General features: G+C 69.7%; 16 protein-coding genes. 9 read left to right on the forward strand and 7 right to left on the reverse strand.

From position 1 onward, the window contains the following. Nucleotides 1-29 precede the first annotated feature (29 nt). Entirely contained in the window at nt 30-3,002 is a 2,973-nt protein-coding gene (infB, locus tag KF910_RS04750) for a translation initiation factor IF-2 (protein WP_292259166.1), read from the forward strand. 13 nt (nt 3,003-3,015) lie between these two features. Here infB and KF910_RS04755 read toward each other — a convergent pair. The 6 genes from KF910_RS04755 to KF910_RS04780 form a co-directional block, all read right to left on the reverse strand. After that, nucleotides 3,016-3,773, reverse strand: a protein-coding gene (locus KF910_RS04755; protein ID WP_292258833.1) for an IS5 family transposase whose coding sequence is annotated in 2 segments (ribosomal slippage) — nt 3,016-3,431 and nt 3,431-3,773 — 759 coding nt in all. Because the reading frame shifts where the segments join, the coding sequence is not laid out codon by codon here. A gap of 329 nt (nt 3,774-4,102) precedes the next feature. Further along, entirely contained in the window at nt 4,103-4,846 is a 744-nt protein-coding gene (locus tag KF910_RS04760; RefSeq protein WP_292259168.1) for a dienelactone hydrolase family protein, read from the reverse strand. A 119-nt stretch (nt 4,847-4,965) separates the two neighbouring features. Beyond that, nucleotides 4,966-5,193 (reverse strand): hypothetical protein, encoded by a 228-nt coding sequence (locus KF910_RS04765; RefSeq protein WP_292259170.1) that lies wholly within the window; start codon nt 5,191-5,193, stop codon nt 4,966-4,968. A gap of 162 nt (nt 5,194-5,355) precedes the next feature. After that, nucleotides 5,356-6,108: a bifunctional 2-polyprenyl-6-hydroxyphenol methylase/3-demethylubiquinol 3-O-methyltransferase UbiG gene (gene ubiG / locus KF910_RS04770; protein ID WP_292259171.1), complete on the reverse strand. Its 753-nt coding sequence runs from the start codon at nt 6,106-6,108 to the stop codon at nt 5,356-5,358. A 24-nt stretch (nt 6,109-6,132) separates the two neighbouring features. Next, the gene (locus KF910_RS04775; RefSeq protein ID WP_292259459.1) at nt 6,133-6,504 is read right to left on the reverse strand and encodes a type II toxin-antitoxin system VapC family toxin; all 372 of its coding nucleotides are present in this window, start codon (nt 6,502-6,504) and stop codon (nt 6,133-6,135) included. After that, entirely contained in the window at nt 6,497-7,153 is a 657-nt protein-coding gene (locus tag KF910_RS04780) for a hypothetical protein (RefSeq protein WP_292259173.1), read from the reverse strand. The genes KF910_RS04775 and KF910_RS04780 overlap by 8 nt, the downstream gene beginning before the upstream one ends. 101 nt (nt 7,154-7,254) lie before the next feature. Between KF910_RS04780 and KF910_RS04785 the strand changes: the two genes are divergently transcribed. From KF910_RS04785 to KF910_RS04815, 7 genes are all read left to right on the forward strand, one after another. Then, entirely contained in the window at nt 7,255-8,514 is a 1,260-nt protein-coding gene (locus tag KF910_RS04785) for an aspartate kinase (protein ID WP_292259175.1), read from the forward strand. 113 nt (nt 8,515-8,627) lie between these two features. Then, entirely contained in the window at nt 8,628-10,835 is a 2,208-nt protein-coding gene (gene ptsP, locus KF910_RS04790) for a phosphoenolpyruvate--protein phosphotransferase (RefSeq protein ID WP_292259176.1), read from the forward strand. Between the two features lie 149 nt (nt 10,836-10,984). Next, complete coding sequence (locus KF910_RS04795) at nt 10,985-12,154, forward strand: helix-turn-helix domain-containing protein (protein ID WP_292259178.1); 1,170 nt, start codon at nt 10,985-10,987, stop codon at nt 12,152-12,154. A gap of 53 nt (nt 12,155-12,207) precedes the next feature. Continuing rightward, complete coding sequence (gene ispG / locus KF910_RS04800; protein ID WP_292259461.1) at nt 12,208-13,353, forward strand: flavodoxin-dependent (E)-4-hydroxy-3-methylbut-2-enyl-diphosphate synthase; 1,146 nt, start codon at nt 12,208-12,210, stop codon at nt 13,351-13,353. A gap of 35 nt (nt 13,354-13,388) precedes the next feature. Next, nucleotides 13,389-13,571 (forward strand): hypothetical protein, encoded by a 183-nt coding sequence (locus tag KF910_RS04805; RefSeq protein ID WP_292259179.1) that lies wholly within the window; start codon nt 13,389-13,391, stop codon nt 13,569-13,571. Next, nucleotides 13,571-13,846 (forward strand): type II toxin-antitoxin system RelE/ParE family toxin, encoded by a 276-nt coding sequence (locus tag KF910_RS04810; RefSeq protein ID WP_292259180.1) that lies wholly within the window; start codon nt 13,571-13,573, stop codon nt 13,844-13,846. Before KF910_RS04805 ends, KF910_RS04810 begins: the two co-directional genes overlap by 1 nt. After that, on the forward strand, nt 13,843-14,442 hold the full coding sequence (locus KF910_RS04815; protein ID WP_292259182.1) for a glutathione S-transferase N-terminal domain-containing protein: 600 nt from the start codon (nt 13,843-13,845) through the stop codon (nt 14,440-14,442). The genes KF910_RS04810 and KF910_RS04815 overlap by 4 nt, the downstream gene beginning before the upstream one ends. A 4-nt stretch (nt 14,443-14,446) precedes the next feature. On the opposite strand, the gene KF910_RS04820 is transcribed toward KF910_RS04815, so the two are convergent. Then, entirely contained in the window at nt 14,447-15,229 is a 783-nt protein-coding gene (locus KF910_RS04820; RefSeq protein ID WP_292259184.1) for a sulfite exporter TauE/SafE family protein, read from the reverse strand. A 136-nt stretch (nt 15,230-15,365) separates the two neighbouring features. Here KF910_RS04820 and prfA point away from each other — a divergent pair, with 136 nt between their 5' ends. Beyond that, nucleotides 15,366-16,433, forward strand: a complete 1,068-nt coding sequence (prfA, locus tag KF910_RS04825) for a peptide chain release factor 1 (protein WP_292259186.1) — start codon at nt 15,366-15,368, stop codon at nt 16,431-16,433. The last annotated feature ends 19 nt before the right edge of the window (nt 16,434-16,452 follow it).

Below are 16,452 nucleotides of genomic sequence, written 5' to 3' on the forward strand. Positions count from 1 at the left end.
GGACCCCCGCCCGTTTTTGAAGCGACCGGATGACTGACGAGAACGACAAGACCAACGACGGCAAGACGACCCCTCCCGCGGCGCCGTCCGCGACGGGGCCGCGCGCGCCGCTGAGCCTGAAGCCGCGCACGGCGGGGGCGGTTTCGGCCGGCACCGTCAAGCAGAGCTTCAGCCACGGCCGCTCCAAGACCGTGGTGGTCGAGACCAAGCGGCGCGTCGGCGCGCCCAGCCCGGTCCAGCGTCCGACCGGCTTCGATGTCGCGCGTCCGCGCGCCGAGGCCCCGGCCCCCGCCGCGCCGCGTCCGGCCGCGCCCGCCGCCTCGACCGGCGGCCTGTCCAGCGAGGAACAGGAAGCCCGCCGCAAGGCCATCGAACTGGCCACCCGCCAGCAGGCCGAGCGCGCCCAGGCCCAGGCCGCCGAACAGGCGCGCCGCGACGCCGCCGCCCGCGAACAGGCCGCCAGCGCCGCCGAGGCCGCCAGCGCCGCCAAGGCCGAGGCCGCCGCCGCCAAGGCCGCCGCCGAAGCCGCCCGCGCCGAGGCCATAAACTGGCCGCCGCCGCGCCGCGCCAGCTCCGGCCAAGCCGCGGCCAAGACGGCCGCCCCGGCCGCGCCGACGGCCCCCGCCGAAGCCGAGACGCCCAGCGCCGAGGCCCCGGCCCGTCCGGCCGCCCCGGCCCGCGCCCCGGTCAATTTCGGCCAGCGCGCGCCCAAGCCCGGCAATCCGAAACGCGCGCCCATCGAACGCCCGGCCTTCGGCGGCCGCTCGGCCCGCGAAGCCGCCATGGGCGGCGGCGAGCGCAACTATTCCGACCGGCCCCAGGCCGCCGCCCCCGGCGGCCGCCCGGCCCAGCCTGTCCGCTATTCCGCCCTGGACCCGCGCCCGGCCCCCGGCGCGCGCGGCCCCGGCGGCCCGCGCACCGGCCCCGGCGCCCGGCCCGGTCCGAACCAGCCCCCGGCCGAGGCCGCGGTGGCCCGCCCCGTGCGCGCCGGCTTCGGCCGCCCGGCCGGATCGGGCCGCGAGGACGAACGCGACAAGCGCTTTTCCGACGCCGGTCCCGGCAAGGCCGTCAGCCGCACCCGCGGCGAGCCCAAGCGCCGCGAAGGCCGCCTGACCATCCAGGCCCTGGCCGGCGGCGACGAGGACGCGGCCGAACGGATGCGCTCCCTGGCCTCGGTGCGCCGGGCCCGCGAACGCGAACGCGAAAAGCGCAAGGGCGGCTCGACCGACGCGCCCAACCGCCCGCGCGAGGTCGTCATCCCCGACACCATCACCGTGGGCGAACTGGCCAACCGGATGGCCGTGCGCGGCGTCGACATCATCAAATTCCTGATGCGTCAGGGCCTGATGATGAAGATCAACGACGTGATCGATTCCGACACCGCCGAACTGGTGGCCGACGAATACGGGATGAGCGTCAAGCGGGTGTCGGAATCCGACATCGAGACCGGCTTCCTGGGCGAGGCGGACGACGCCGAGGCCTCGGAGATCCGCGCCCCGGTCGTGGCCGTCATGGGCCACGTCGACCACGGCAAGACCAGCCTGCTGGACGCCCTGCGGACCACCGATGTGGCGGCGGGCGAGGCCGGCGGCATCACCCAGCATATCGGCGCCTATCAGGTGCGGCTGGAGGACGGCCAGCGCGTGACCTTCCTGGACACGCCGGGCCACGCCGCCTTCAGCGCCATGCGGGCGCGCGGCGCCACGGTGACCGACATCGTGGTGCTGGTGGTGGCCGCCGACGACGGCGTCATGCCCCAGACGGTCGAGGCCATCCAGCACGCCAAGGCGGCGGGCGCCCCGATCATCGTGGCGGTCAACAAGGTCGACAAGCCGGACGCCAATCCGCAGAAGGTCGTCAACGAACTGCTGCAGTACGAGGTCATCGCCGAGAGCCTGGGCGGCGACACCCAGATCATCGAGGTGTCGGCCAAGGAACGAACCAATCTGAAGGGTCTGATCGACGCCATCCTGCTGCAGGCCGAGGTCATGGACCTGCGCGCCAACCCCGACCGTTCGGCCGAGGGGGTGGTGATCGAGGCCCAGCTGGACAAGGGCCGCGGCGCCGTCGCCACCGTCCTGGTCAAGCGCGGCGCGCTGAAGCGCGGCGACATCGTCGTGGCCGGCTCGGCCTGGGGCAAGGTCCGCGCCCTGCTGAACGAGCGCAACGAACAGCTTCAGGAAGCCGGCCCCTCGGTGCCGGTCGAGATCCTGGGCCTGGACGCGGCGCCCTCTCCGGGCGACGTCTTCGCCGTGGTCGAGAACGAGTCCCGCGCCCGCGAACTGACCGAATACCGCGACCGGGTGAAGCGCGAGAAGACCCAGGTGTCCGGCGGCTCGGTGTCGCTGGTCGACATGATGGCCAAGCTGGGTTCCAAGAAGGTCTCGGAACTGCCGGTCCTGATCAAGTCGGACGTCCAGGGCTCGGGCGAGGCCATCCAGGGCTCGCTGGAGAAGATGGGCAACGACGAGGTGCGCGCCCGGGTCGTCTATTCCGGCGCCGGCGGCATCACCGAAAGCGACGTCAACCTGGCCAAGTCGGCCGGGGCGCCGATCCTGGGCTTCAACGTCCGGGCGTCGAAACAGGCGCGCGACCTGGCCGAGAAGGAAGGCGTGGAGATCCGCTACTATTCGATCATCTACGACCTGCTGGACGACATGAAGGGCGTGCTGTCGGGCATGCTGGCGCCGCTGCAGCGCGAGACCTTCCTGGGCAACGCCCAGGTGCTGCAGGTGTTCGACATCTCCAAGATCGGCAAGATCGCCGGCTGCCGCGTCACCGAAGGCGTGGTCCGCAAGGGCGCCCGCGTCCGCATCATCCGCGAGGATGTGGTGGTGCTGGAACTGGGCGTGCTGAACACGCTCAAACGCTTCAAGGACGAGGTCAACGAGGTGCCCTCGGGCCAGGAATGCGGCATGCAGTTCCAGGGCTTCCAGGACATCAAGGAAGGCGACTACATCGAGTGCTTCACGGTCGAAGAGATCAAGCGCACTCTGGACTAGGTGGAATCGACATTCATCGCATCCAGATCATGGCGGCGGCGAGGTGAACGAAGCCTAGGAAGTGAATGGCTCTGCGATCGTAGCGGGTGGCGAAGCGTCGGAAGTGCTTGAGCTTTGAGAAGCAACGCTCGATGCGGTTACGAGCGCGATAGGCTTCAATGTCGTGGGCGATCAGCACCTTGCGAGTGCGGTTGGAGGGGATGACGGCTTGCGCGCCGGCGTCGGCGATGAGTTGGCGCAGGGCGTTGGAATCGTAGGCCTTGTCGGCCAGCACGGCGCGGGGGCGAAAGCCTTCCAGCAGGGCTGGCGCGGCCAGGGCGTCGCCGCTTTGGCCGGCGGTTAGGATGAACCGGATCGGCCGGCCGAGGGTGTCGGCGGCCATGTGGATCTTGGTGGTCAGTCCGCCTCGGGAGCGCCCCAGAGCCTGATCCGAGGCCCCCCTTTTCCGGTCGCCGCCTGCTGGTGGGCTCGGACCAAGGTGCTGTCGATCATCAGGTACTGATTGTCACGGTCCTTGATCAGGTCGGCGAACACCCGATCCCACACCCCGGCCTTCGACCATCGGCTGAAGCGCTTGTGCAGCGTCTTCCAGCGTCCATAGCGCTCGGGCAGATCGCACCAGTGCGCCCCCGAGCGCAGCACCCACAGCACCCCGTTGACGAACAGCCGGTTGTCGGCGGCAGTCCGCCCAGGATCGCCCGCCTTGCCCGGCAGCAGGTCCGCGATCCGCTCCCACTGAACCTGGCTCAACTCGTAGCGCTTGGCTGACATCAAAAGGGCTCCGTCCATCGAACGGAGCCCTATGAATCAGACATCTCAGCGTCTGAGAATCCTGAATGTCGATATCACCTAGGGCCTATCGACCTTTGCGCGCCGGCCGCCCTCTCCCTATGGGAGAGGGCTTGAGCCTCCGGGAGCGCAGCGATCGGCAAGGCGAAAGGGTGAGGGGCGGCTTTTGAGCCGTTCGATCATCTGAATTCCGACACTCGGCCCTCACCCTTTCGCGCAAGGCCAATCGCCCTGGCGGGCTCTTGGGCGCTCAAGCCCTCTCCCAGCGGGAGAGGGCCAGGGGGACGCTATCCCGAGGCCTAACCTTCGGATCAGGCCACGTCTTCGAGCAGGGCGACGAACCGGCGGCGGGCCTCTTCGGCCAGGGCCGCGTCATAACGCATGGGCGGGGCGTTCATCGGCTCGTCGAAACTGTGGGTGCCCTCGGCGATCCAGGTTTCGACCTCGGCGCCGCAGTCGCGGATCATGGCGTTGACCTGTTCGGCGTTGCGCACGGTGGTCAGGTGGTCGCGCCGGGCGGTCACGGCCAGGACCCGGGGACAATGCCGCCACGGCCGCATCCGGTTGAAGGCGGCGAAACCGACATAGGCGTAGGCCAGCCAGACCGCCCGGACGCCGGACAGGTCGCAGGCCTCGGCGTCCCTAAGCCCCGCCGCTCCGAAGGGGTCGGGGTCCAGGCTCATGGCCTCCATGATCGACCAGCCGCCGTGGCTCCAGCCCGCCAGGGCTAGGCGCGATCCATCCACCTCGGGCCGTTGCGACAGGCCGTGGATGGCGGCCAGGACGTCGCCCGACCTTTCCCCGCCGCGCAGGATCATGCCGGTGCAGACGAAGGCCAGGGCGGCCATGTGGCTGATGTCGCGGGGGGTGTAGGAATCGACGATACAGGCCCGCCACCCGGCCGCGCGCGCCGCCTGGGCGTAGAGGGGCAGATGGTCCCTCAGACCCCCGCAGCCGTGGAACAGGATGACGGTGGGGCGCGGCCGGTCGTCGTCCGGCCCCACCAGGGTCATGTGCGGCTCCAGCCGGGCCCAGCGTTCGGCAAGCGTGTCCATGCAGGGCTTCTAGAGCCTGATCCGCTCGGAGGGAATCGCTTCGCGCGCGCCCCGATGCGGTGCCTCCGGCGCGGGGCCGGAGGCGAGCGCCCGGGCAGGCCCGGACGCTCGGGATCCGATCAGCGGACGGCCGGGGTCCAGCCCTTGCCGGCCATGCAGGTGCGGTAGGTGGCGCCCGTACGGTCGCTGGCGCCCTCCAGGCGGCAGGCCTCGCGCGAGGCGTCGAACGGCTGGGCGTTCTTGCCGGTCCAGCCGAATTCGGTTTCCTCGCCGGGGTTGACCACGGTGACGCAGGCGGCGGTGGACAGGGCGGCCGCGGCGGCGGCCAGGACGAGCAGGCGTTTCATGGGAAGGCGCTCCACTGAATGGGTGATGCCGCCTCTTAGGCCGTTTGTGCGCGTTTCGTCCCGTTACAAAGCGGAAAGGGAGATTACATTTCCGCAATCTTTGCTTTTTAGGAAAAGATCACCGTATTGCGAACATCCGTCAGTGACGGTCGTTATTCCGGTTCAGAGGTCGCGCGTGGCCGTCATCATGAAGTTGACGTCGGCGTCCGCCCCTTCGTCCCAGCGGTCGTTCAGGACGTCATAGGCCAGGCCGAAGGGGCCCTGGACCGCCAGGCCGGTTCCTTCCAGCATGGCCGCGATCTCGGCGGGTTTCAGGAACTGGCGCCAGTCGTGGGTGCCGGCGGGCACCCAGCGTAGGATGTATTCCGCCGCCACCTTGCCCAGGGCCAGGGATTTCAGGGTGCGGTTCAGGGTCGCCACCATCATCAGCCCGCCCGGCTTCACCAGGCCCGCCGCCGTCTTCAGGAAGGCGGCCGGATCGACCACATGTTCGACCACCTCCAGCGTCAGGACCACGTCGAAGGGTCCCGCCCCCTCGGCCGCAACCTGTTCGACCGTGGCGTTGCGATAGGCGATATCCAGACCGACCATCTCGGCATGGGCGCGGGCCGTGCCGATATTCTCGGCCGAGGCGTCCAGGGCGGTGACGTCGAAGCCCATGCGCCGCATCGGCTCGGCCGCCAGGCCGCCGCCGCAGCCGACGTCCAGCAGGTTCAGCCCCTCGAACGGGCGGATCGCCTGGGGATCGCGGCCGAACCGGTCCAGCGCCAGCCGCCGGATCAGCCCCAGCCGCGCCGGATTGAATTTGTGCAGCGGCGCGAACGGCCCGCGCGCATCCCACCATTGCTCCGCCTGGGCCGAGAAGCGGGCGACATCGGCCGGGTCGATCGAGGGACCATGGGCGACCTGAACCATTCACTCATTCCTTCCCGCCTAGGCTCAGCGGATCAATATGACATCGACGCCCACATCCAGCGCCGCCCAAACGCGGTCCCCGGTCAGAACCGGCCCGCCTGTCTTGATTGCGAGAGCCAGACAGGCGCGATCCGCCAGAGACAGTCCGAAGCGTGAAGTCCGCAACCACAACCGTCCTGCCAGATCGGCCTGTTCTGCATCATAGGGAACGATCTCGCAGCCCAGATAATGCGCCCGCATCGGATCCGCCCCCATTCTGACCAGAGTGGTGACGACTTCTGCGAGATTGACGGCGCTCATCCTCCCCGAAGGCAAATGGTCTCTAACCCGTTCGCACCCGGGTTCATCGAGCAGATAGGCCAAACCTGCGGAAGCATCGATGACATGGCTAGTCATCGAATTCACGCATGGCCTCCCAGCGACGTTCGGCGATCAGGGCGTCAGTCGCCGACCGCATGCTGACAAGACGGGCGGCTTCAGATGCGGCGCTGACATCGATGAGGACCACATCGTTCAGGAATTTCCTGGCGATGAAAACAGCCCCGGGCCGTGACCATCCCGGCGGCAATTGAATGCGTCCCTGAGCGTCCACCGTCAGGCGCATGGGCAAGCCAGAATCGTCATGAAAACCGGCCGTCGGTTCTTCCACGCCCTGGCGAGCGTCGGATCGGTATGCCGACTCCGCTCCCAGCCCAGGCGCCGTGAGCACATTATGCACGAATTGGTAGCGAACACCCATGTGCCGGGCGATTTCACTGCGGCTAAAGCCGTGCTGAGCATAACGCCGCATCTTGGCGGACTTGTTGTCCCCCAGGTCCGAGACATCGATCGCCTCCATCGTCCGGGTGTCGGTGGAAGGCGACGCCGCGCTTGCGTTCGGCTCCGTCCTGTTGCGACGCCTTTTGGCCTCGTCGGCGACCAACACCTGACGCACCTGCTGATAGCTTCGATCCACCAGTCGCGCGATCTCAGAGCGCGACCGTCCCTCGGCCGCAAGCGCGCGAATCCGATCTGAAATCGTCTGAGGTTTTGAGTAACTGTTCATAACTGATAGATACTCCATCCATCATTGATGTCAAGCCTTGCGTTGTCATGCGGCGACGCGCTCGTTAGACCGCTCCGAGACAGGGAGTCGTTCGCGGCCTGATGACACGACTGGTGATGAAGTTCGGCGGCACCTCCATGGCCGACCTGGAGCGCATCCGCCGCGCCGCCCGCATCGTGGCGGCCGAGGTCGGGGCCGGGCGCCGGGTCGCGGTGGTGGTCTCGGCCATGGCGGGCAAGACCAACGAACTGGTGGCCTGGACCGACGGGGCGGGCAAGCCCGGCCAGGGGGTGGCCCTGTGCGACGACGAATATGACGCCGTGGTCGCCTCGGGCGAGCAGGTGACGGCGGGGCTGCTGGCCCTGACCCTTCGCAACATGGGGCTGAACGCCCGCAGCTGGATGGGCTGGCAGATCCCCATCACCACGGACGACGCCCACGGCCGCGCCCGGATCGAGGATGTGTCCGGCGAGCGTCTGGGCCCCGCCCTGGATGGGGGCGAGGTGGCGGTGGTGCCCGGCTTCCAGGGCGTGACCCGGGGCGGCCGCATCACCACCCTGGGCCGGGGCGGATCGGATACCTCGGCCGTGGCGGTGGCGGCGGCGCTGGAGTGTCCGTGCGACATCTACACCGACGTGGACGGGGTCTATACGACCGACCCGCGGATCGAGGCGCGCGCCCGGCGGCTGGAGCGGGTGTCGTATGAGGAAATGCTGGAGATGGCCTCCCTGGGGGCCAAGGTGCTGCAGACCCGCTCGGTCGAACTGGCCATGGCCAGACGGGTGCCGGTGCGGGTGCTGTCCAGCTTCATCGAACCCGACGAGAATGGAAACCTGCCGACGCACGCCGGCACCCTGATCTGCGACGAGGAGGAGATCGTGGAGCAACGCATCGTGTCCGGCGTGACCATGAGCCGCGACGAGGCCCGGATCACTCTGCTGGGCCTGTCGGACCGAACCGAGGCGCCGGCCGACGTCTTCACCCGCCTGGCCGAGGCGAATGTGAACGTGGACATGATCGTCCAGGGCCAGGCCCGCAGCGAGGGGGCGGTCAACCTGACCTTCACCACCGGCCGCAGGGACGCCGCCCGCGCCGCCGAACTGATGCGCGGAGCCCAGGACCAGCTGGGCTTCGAGGAATTGCGCGTCGACGAGGACGTGGCCAAGGTCTCGGTCGTCGGCGTCGGCATGCGCAGCCACGCGGGCGTGGCCCAGACCATGTTCCGCGCCCTGGCCGACAAGGGGATCAAATTCCAGGCCATCTCGACCAGCGAGATCAAGATCAGCGTCCTGATCGACGCCGCCTATGCGGAACTGGCCGTTCGCGCCCTACATTCGGCCTACGGGCTGGATACGGTCTAGAAAGGCGGAGCTTCGGCGCCCATGTTGGCGTCGCAGACACGGAGGAGCCATTGCCGATCGGCGGATTGACGACGAGGGGGCCGAGGAACCTCCTGCGCCAGATCCGCGAGGCCATGGCCGGCGCGGGCCCCGCGCAGGAGCGTCTGGATCTGGTCGTCCGCATCATCGCCCAGTCGATGGTGGCCGAGGTCTGTTCCATCTATCTGCGGCGCGCCTCCGGCGAGCTGGAGCTGTTCGCCACCGAAGGCCTGAACCCCCAGGCGGTGCACACCACGCGGCTGCGTCCCGGCGAGGGTCTGGTCGGAGAGGTGGCGCGCCTGGCCCAGCCGATCAGCCTGTCGGACGCCCCGTCCCACCCCAGCTTCTCGTATCGGCCCGAGACGGGCGAGGACCCCTATCACGCCTTCCTGGGCGCGCCCCTGCTGCGCGGCGGCCGGGCCATCGGGGTGCTGGTGGTCCAGAACCGCGCCGAGCGTCGCTATGACGAAGACGAGGTCGAGGACATCCAGACCATCGCCATGGTCCTGGCCGAAACGGTCGCCTCGGGCGAACTGCTGGCCCAGGACGAACTGCGCGACATCGAGGTGGCGCCGCACCGGCCCGAGCGGCTGAAGGGCCAGAGGTTCGCCGAAGGCCTGGCCATCGGCCATGTGGTGCTGCACGAGGCGCCCCTGCCGCCCGAGCGGCTGCTGGCCGACAACCAGCAGGTCGAGGAGATCCGCCTGCGCGAGGCGCTGATCCAGCTGAAGGACGGGATCGACGCCATGCTGGACGGCGGCCAGGGCAAGCTGGCGGGTCAGTCCTATGAGGTGCTGGAAACCTATCGCATGTTCGCCGACGACCGGGGCTGGAACCGGTCGCTGGAAGAGGCCGTGCGCGGCGGCCTGACGGCCGAGGCGGCGGTGGACCGGGTGCGCAACGAACACCGCGCCCGCTTCGCCCAGGCGCGCGACCCCTATATCCGCGAACGGCTGCACGATTTCGAGGATCTGGCCAACCGGCTGCTGCGCATCCTGGCGGGTGACAAGCCGGGCGACCGCGACCTGCCGGACGACGCCATTCTGGTGGCGCGCAACCTGGGACCGGCGGACCTGCTGGAATATCCGCGTCACCGCATCCGGGGCCTGCTGCTGGAGGAAGGCTCGTCCGCCAGCCACGCCGCCATCGTGGCCCGGGCGCTGCAGATTCCCTGCGTCGGGCGCCTGCAGGGGGTGCGCGACCGGCTGTCGGAGGGCGATCTGGTCATCGTCGACGGCGAGACGGGCGAGACCTATCTGCGGCCCCGGCCCGACATGATCGCGGCGGTCCGGTCCCGCATGGCCGTGCGCGACCAGCGCCAGGCCGAGTTCGCGGCCCTGCGCGACACCCCGGCGGTGACCCAGGACGGCACGCGCATCAACCTCTTGACCAACGCCGGCCTGGCGGTGGACCTGGAGAACCTGGACCTGACGGGCGCCGAGGGCATCGGCCTGTTCCGCACCGAGTTCCAGTTCATGGTGTCCGAGGAACTTCCCCGCCTGGACAGCCAGACGGCCCTTTACAAGCTGGTCCTGGACGCGGCGGGCGGCCGGCCGGTCACCTTCCGCACCCTGGACATCGGCGGCGACAAGGTCCTGCCCTATCTGGAGGCGACCGAGCGGGAGGAGAACCCCGCCCTGGGCCGACGCGCCATCCGTCTGGGCCTGGACCGGCCCAGCCTGCTGAGACTGCAGTTGCGGGCGCTGCTGGCCGCCGCCGCCGGACGCGAGCTGCGGGTCATGTTCCCGATGATCGCCACGGTGGACGAGTTCCGCGCCGCGCGCGAACTGGTGGATGTCGAGTGCGAATGGGCGCGTCGTCGCGGCCGGCCCCTGCCCGACCTGCTGCGGGTCGGGGCGATGATCGAATGCCCCAGCCTGCTGTGGCACCTGGACGCCCTTCTGCCCCTGACCGATTTCGTCTCGGTGGGGTCGAACGACCTGTTCCAATACATGTATGCGGCCGACCGGACCAATCCGCTGGTGTCGGACCGCTACGACCCCCTGTCGCCGCCGACCCTGCGGGCCCTGCAGGCCATCCAGGCCGCCTGCGCCGAGACGGGAACCCCGGTGTCGGTGTGCGGCGAACTGGCGGGCCGTCCGCTGGAGGCCTTCGCCCTGATCGCCCTTGGATTCACCCGGCTGTCGGCGCCCGCCGGCGGGGTGGGGCCGGTCAAGCGGATGATCCTGTCCACCGACCTGACGGCGGCGCGCAAGGGCATGCAGACCCTGCTGGGCTCCTCTTCCGGGTCGATCCGCAACGAGCTGGAGAGTCTGGCCCGCAAGTTGAACGTCGTCACCTGATCCGTCCCGTCCTGGGACGCGGTTAACACGGCGTTGATCGGGCGGCTGAAATGAGTTATCCACAGCAGGGTTTTCCGGGGTCTCCGGGGGGAGACCCGATCCGTCACGATGGCGTGCTATCGGACGGGCCGTGGTCGAGTACGGCGCGGATGGGCTTCGCCATCCCCGCGCCGAGTGTGGGGTCGGGCGTCATGGCGCTGGATACGGGGAACGTCCCCGAAGAGTTTCGGAACCATCCCGACTGGAAGGATCCCGCGCCCTCCATCGCCGACGCCGCGACTCTGGGCGACGGGCTGCGCCAGGCGCGCGAGGCCTCGGGCCGCTCCCTGAGCCAGCTGTCGACGGCCACCCGGGTTCACAGCCGCTATCTGACCGCCCTGGAGCAGAACGACTGGTCGTCCCTGCCGTCGCGGGTCTTTTCGGTCGGCTATGTGAGGGCCTACGCCGGCGCCCTGGGCCTGGACGAGCAGCTGGCGGTCGAGCGGTTCAAGCGTGAATGCCCGGACCCCTCCGTCCCGCTGCAGCCGCCCGTGGGCGTGGCCTTCCAGGAGGTGCGCCGCTATTCGCCTCGCGTCATCGGCGCCCTGGCCCTGGTCGCCGTGGCGGTGGTGGGCTGGAACGTCTTCCAGCGGGTCAGCCTGGCCCGCGCCCCGGCCCCGTCGGCCCTCACCTCCACGCCCGAAAGCTGGACCCTGGGGGCCGTGCCGGGCCAGACGGTGGCCCTGTCGGTTCCCCTGGCGGCGCCCCCGGACCAGACCATTCCCGCCCTCTATGTGACGCCGGGGCTGGAGGATCAGCTGGCCGGGACCGACACGGCCGAGACCCAGGCCGCCGCCGCGGCCCACGTCGGGCCGGTGCAGAAGGCCTTCAACCCGCGCGGCGCCGTCTATGGCGCATCGGCCACCGCCTCCCAGGTGGTGCTGCAGGCCCGCAAGGCCGCCAGCCTGGTGGTGCGGATGGCCGACGGACGGGTGCTGTTCGCCCGCCAGCTGGCCGCCGGCGAAGCCTGGCGCGCGCCGATCGGGGTGTCGGCCGTCATCGACGCCTCCGAACCCAACGCCTTCGACATCTATCTGAACGGCGAGCACGGCGGGGCCCTCCAGGGGGTTCTGACGCCGCTGCAGCAGCTGAACGCTCGCGCGGGATCGGTGGCCCGCCAGATGGCCGCCGACGCCGAGGCCGCCCGCGCCGCGGCCGCCCGGGGCGCCATGGCCGCCATCGCCCCCTCGGCCCAGGCGGCCACCGCGCCCGCCGCGCCGCCGCGTCCGGCGCCCTCGACCGGGCCGGTTCCCTATACGGCCCTGCCGCCCGCCGGCTGAGATCGCCGCACCCCATGGCCGCCGGCCCGGCCATGGCCTATATGACGCGCGAGATGAGCGACCCTTCCGCCCTCGGCCACGTCCGCCCCTGGCGCCATATCGAGCGCCGGCCCAGCCGCCAGATCATGGTCGGCGCGGTTCCGGTCGGCGGCGGCGCGCCGATCACCGTCCAGTCGATGACCAACACCCCGACGTCCGACGCGGCGGCGACCATCGACCAGATCCGACAACTGGAGGAGGCCGGCGCCGACATCGTGCGCGTCTCCTGCCCCGATGAGGACTCGACCGCGGCCCTGGGCGCCATCGTGCGGGCGTCGAAGGTTCCCCTGGTGGCCGACATCCATTTCCACTACCGGCGCGGCATCGAGGCGGCCCAGGCGGGCGCCGCCTGCCTGAGGATCAATCCGGGCAATATCGGCTCCAGCGAGCGGGTGCGCGAGGTGGTCCAGGCGGCCAAGGACCACGGCTGTTCCATGCGGATCGGCGTCAACGCCGGGTCACTGGAGAAGGAGCTGCTGGAGAAATACGGCGAGCCCTGCCCCGACGCCATGGTCGAAAGCGCGCTGAACCATGCGCGGATTCTTCAGGACCACGACTTCCACGAATTCAAGATTTCGGTGAAGGCGTCAGACCCCTTCCTGACCGTCGCCGCCTATCACCAGCTGGCCGAGGCCATCGACTGCCCCCTGCATGTCGGGGTGACCGAGGCGGGCCCCCTGCGGACCGGCACGATCAAGTCGGCCATCGCCATGGGCAACCTGCTGTGGGCCGGGATCGGCGACACCATCCGCGTCAGCCTGGCGGCCGATCCGGTGGAGGAGATCAAGGTCGGCTTCGACATGCTGAAATCCCTGGGTCTGCGGCACCGGGGGGTGAACATCATCGCCTGCCCGTCGTGCGCGCGTCAGGGGTTCAATGTCATCGAGACGGTGGGGGTGCTGGAGGAACGGCTGGCCCATGTGACCACCCCCATGTCGCTGTCGATCATCGGCTGCGTGGTCAATGGGCCGGGCGAGGCCCTCTATACCGATGTCGGCTTCACCGGCGGCGGCAAGGGGGCGGGGATGATCTATCTGAACGGCAAGATCGCCCACAAACAGGCCAATGAGGGCATGATCGACGAGATCGTGGCCCAGGTGGAGGCCAAGGCCGCCGAGCTGGAGGCCGCGCGCGCCGATCAGGCCGCCGCGGCCGAATAGTTGCAGCCCCGATCGACCGGGCGCATTATTCCGCCATGGCCAAACTGGATCCTATCATCAGCGAGTTCGCCACGACCGAGGAGGCCGAGGCCTATGACGTCTGGTTCCGCGCCAAGGTGCAGGAATCGCTGGATGACCCCCGGCCGCCGATCCCGCATGATGAGGTCGTCAGAAGGGTCAAGGCGACCATCGCGCGCAATCGCAAGAAGATCGCCTGATGCTTCCGGTGGTCTGGAGTGCGAAAGCACTCGAAGACGTGGACGGCGTCGCTGACTACATTTCTCGGGATAATCCGGCGGCTGCGGATCGCCTTACGGACCGAATGTTCGAATCGGCCGACGGTTTGGGGCTTCGAGCCCAGATGTATCGAGCGGGCCGCGCACCGGGGACGCGCGAGATGATTGTGACGCCCAACTACATCCGGGTCTATCGCATAGACATCGACGCCGTACGCATCGTCCGCCTCCTTCACGCCACGCAGCAGTATCCATGAAACTCTACATCACCACCCCGTCCCCCTATGCCCGCAAATGCCGGATCGTCGCCCGCGAGAAGGGGCTGGCGGATCGGATCCAGGAGGAGGTGGTCGATCTGTATGGCGATGCGCCCGAACTGGCGGCCGTGGCGCCCATAGACCAGGTGCCGGCCCTGGTCGCCGAGGACGGCCTGCCGATCACCGACAGCCCCCTGATCTGCGAATATCTGGACGGGCTGGGCGGCGGGCCGCGCCTGATCCCCATGAACGGTCCGGAGCGGCTGGCGGTGCGGCGGATCGAGACCCTGGGCCAGGGGGCGCTGGAGATGGGCGTCAAATGGGTGCTGGAGAAACGCCGGCCCGAGAATGAACGGTCGCCCGACTGGATGGCCCGTTGGCGCGACCGGCTGGGCCGAAGCCTGGACGCCCTGGAGGCCGCCGACCTGTCGGCCGACCGGCTGGACATCGGGGTGATCACGGCCGGATGCGTCCTGACCTGGACCGACTTCCGCCATCCGGAGTTCGAGTGGCGGGCGGGACGGCCGCGCCTGGTCGCCCTTCAGGCGGCGCTGGAGGCCCGGCCCAGTTTCGCCGACACCCGACCGGACGCCTGACGGGTCAGGCCACCCCGGCCAGCTGCAGGCCCTGGAAGACGGCCAGGATCAGCAGCAGGGCGCCCACGGCGTAGGACAGGACCGTGCGCGGGACCCGCTTGACGATCCAGCCCGCGAAGGGGGCGGCGATCAGGCCGCCGACCACCAGGCCGGCCACGGCCGCGCCATGGTTCCGCAGCGCCCCCGCCTCTTGCCAGTGGCCGGTGACCAGGCTCCAGACGAAGGTGGCCGAGATGGCCACGGTGACGAGGAATTCCGCCGTATTGACCGTGCCGATGGCGCGGCGCGGCTCGCCCCCCGCTCCGACCATGGCCGAGGAGACGGTCGGCCCCCAACCGCCTCCGCCGATGGCGTCCAGGAAGCCGCCGACCAGACCCATGGGCCAGGTCGTCCACGAGGCCAGCCGGCGCGGCTGGACGCCGCGGGCGGCGCGCCACAGGATCCAGACTCCGATCAGGGCCAGATAGGCGACCACGAAGGGCTTGATGACGTCGCCCTTGATCCCCGCCAGCACATAGGCGCCCAGGACCCCGCCGATGATTCCGGCCACGGCCAGGGGGCGGAACAGCCGCCAGTCCACGTTGCGGTGCGCCGCATGGCTGGTGGCCGAGGCGGCGGTGGTGAAGACCTCGGCGGCGTGGACGCTGGCCGAGGCCATGGCCGGCGGCACTCCGAAGGCCAGGAGCACCGAGGACGAAATGACGCCATAGGCCATGCCCAGGGCGCCGTCGACAGCTTGGGCCAGGATCCCGACCATCAGGAAGAGGAAGAAGATTTCCAAACGCATCCCCCGGACCGCGCGGCGCGGGGAGGCGCCGCCGGAGACGACAATGGCCCGGATACGGCGCCGGTTGCGATCACAGGTTCGACACCGGCGCGGCCGACCGTTAGGAAGCGCCTTCGATCTTTCAGGATGTCCGCCCTTGCGACTGCCCCAGGCCCGGCTCGATCAGGTGCTCGACCGCTTCCACGAGGTGGAGGCGCGGATGGGCGCGGCCTCGGACGGGGCCGAGATCGTGCGCCTGTCGAAGGAGCATGCCGAGATCAAGCCGGTGGCCGACGCCGTCCTGGGCCTGGCCCGCGCCCGCGCCGAAATGGCCGATCTGGAAGCCATGGCGGCCGATCCCGACATGGCCGAGATGGCGACCGAGGAATTGGCGGCCCTGAAGACCCGGCTGCCGGAGCTGGAGCGCGAAGTGGCCCTGCTGCTGGCCCCGCGCGATGCGGACGAGAACGCCAGCGCGGTTCTGGAGGTGCGGGCCGGGACGGGCGGCGACGAGGCGGCCCTGTTCGCCGGCGACCTGTTCCGCATGTATTCCCGCTATGCGGCCACGCGCGGCTGGCGGGTCGAGGTCGACAGCGTCTCCGAAGGCGACGCCGGCGGCTACAAGGAGATCATCGCCACCGTCACCGGCGACGGGGTGTTCGGCCGGCTGAAGTTCGAAAGCGGGGTGCACCGGGTCCAGCGCGTGCCGGTGACCGAGGCGGGCGGCCGCATCCACACCTCGGCCGCCACCGTCGCCGTCCTGCCCGAGGTCGAGGACGTGGAGATCGAGATCCACGACAAGGACATCCGCATCGACACCTTCCGGGCGTCGGGATCAGGCGGCCAGCACGTCAACAAGACGGATTCGGCGGTGCGCATCACCCACCTGCCCACCGGCATCGTCACCACCAGCTCGGAGAAGTCCCAGCACGTGAACCGCGACAAGGCGATGAAGGCTCTGCGCATCCGCCTGTATGACCAGCAGCGCCAGGCCAAGGACGCGGCCCGGTCCGACGCACGCAAGTCGCAGGTCGGATCCGGCGACCGGTCCGAGCGCATTCGCACCTACAATTTTCCGCAAGGCCGGGTGACCGACCACCGTATCGGCCTGACCCTGCACAGCCTGCCGCAGGTGCTGGAGGGCGAGATGGACCCCCTGCTGGACGCCCTGATCGCCGAGGACCAGGCGGCGCGTCTGTCGGCCCTGGAGGCGGAGCTGAGCTGAGGCCCGCCCCAGACAGCGC

The sequence above is a fragment of the Brevundimonas sp. genome (genome assembly GCF_019636155.1).
Lineage (GTDB): Bacteria > Pseudomonadota > Alphaproteobacteria > Caulobacterales > Caulobacteraceae > Brevundimonas.

What these genes read in the sequence shown, in the direction of transcription:
- infB (WP_292259166.1), top strand. Translation starts at nt 30, where the DNA reads ATGACTGACGAGAACGACAAGACCAACGACGGCAAGACGACCCCTCCC.
- KF910_RS04760 (WP_292259168.1), bottom strand. Translation starts at nt 4,846, where the DNA reads ATGGACACGCTTGCCGAACGCTGGGCCCGGCTGGAGCCGCACATGACC.
- KF910_RS04765 (WP_292259170.1), bottom strand. Translation starts at nt 5,193, where the DNA reads ATGAAACGCCTGCTCGTCCTGGCCGCCGCCGCGGCCGCCCTGTCCACC.
- ubiG (WP_292259171.1), bottom strand. Translation starts at nt 6,108, where the DNA reads ATGGTTCAGGTCGCCCATGGTCCCTCGATCGACCCGGCCGATGTCGCC.
- KF910_RS04775 (WP_292259459.1), bottom strand. Translation starts at nt 6,504, where the DNA reads ATGACTAGCCATGTCATCGATGCTTCCGCAGGTTTGGCCTATCTGCTC.
- KF910_RS04780 (WP_292259173.1), bottom strand. Translation starts at nt 7,153, where the DNA reads ATGAACAGTTACTCAAAACCTCAGACGATTTCAGATCGGATTCGCGCG.
- KF910_RS04785 (WP_292259175.1), top strand. Translation starts at nt 7,255, where the DNA reads ATGACACGACTGGTGATGAAGTTCGGCGGCACCTCCATGGCCGACCTG.
- ptsP (WP_292259176.1), top strand. Translation starts at nt 8,628, where the DNA reads ATGGCCGGCGCGGGCCCCGCGCAGGAGCGTCTGGATCTGGTCGTCCGC.
- KF910_RS04795 (WP_292259178.1), top strand. Translation starts at nt 10,985, where the DNA reads ATGGGCTTCGCCATCCCCGCGCCGAGTGTGGGGTCGGGCGTCATGGCG.
- ispG (WP_292259461.1), top strand. Translation starts at nt 12,208, where the DNA reads ATGAGCGACCCTTCCGCCCTCGGCCACGTCCGCCCCTGGCGCCATATC.
- KF910_RS04805 (WP_292259179.1), top strand. Translation starts at nt 13,389, where the DNA reads ATGGCCAAACTGGATCCTATCATCAGCGAGTTCGCCACGACCGAGGAG.
- KF910_RS04810 (WP_292259180.1), top strand. Translation starts at nt 13,571, where the DNA reads ATGCTTCCGGTGGTCTGGAGTGCGAAAGCACTCGAAGACGTGGACGGC.
- KF910_RS04815 (WP_292259182.1), top strand. Translation starts at nt 13,843, where the DNA reads ATGAAACTCTACATCACCACCCCGTCCCCCTATGCCCGCAAATGCCGG.
- KF910_RS04820 (WP_292259184.1), bottom strand. Translation starts at nt 15,229, where the DNA reads ATGCGTTTGGAAATCTTCTTCCTCTTCCTGATGGTCGGGATCCTGGCC.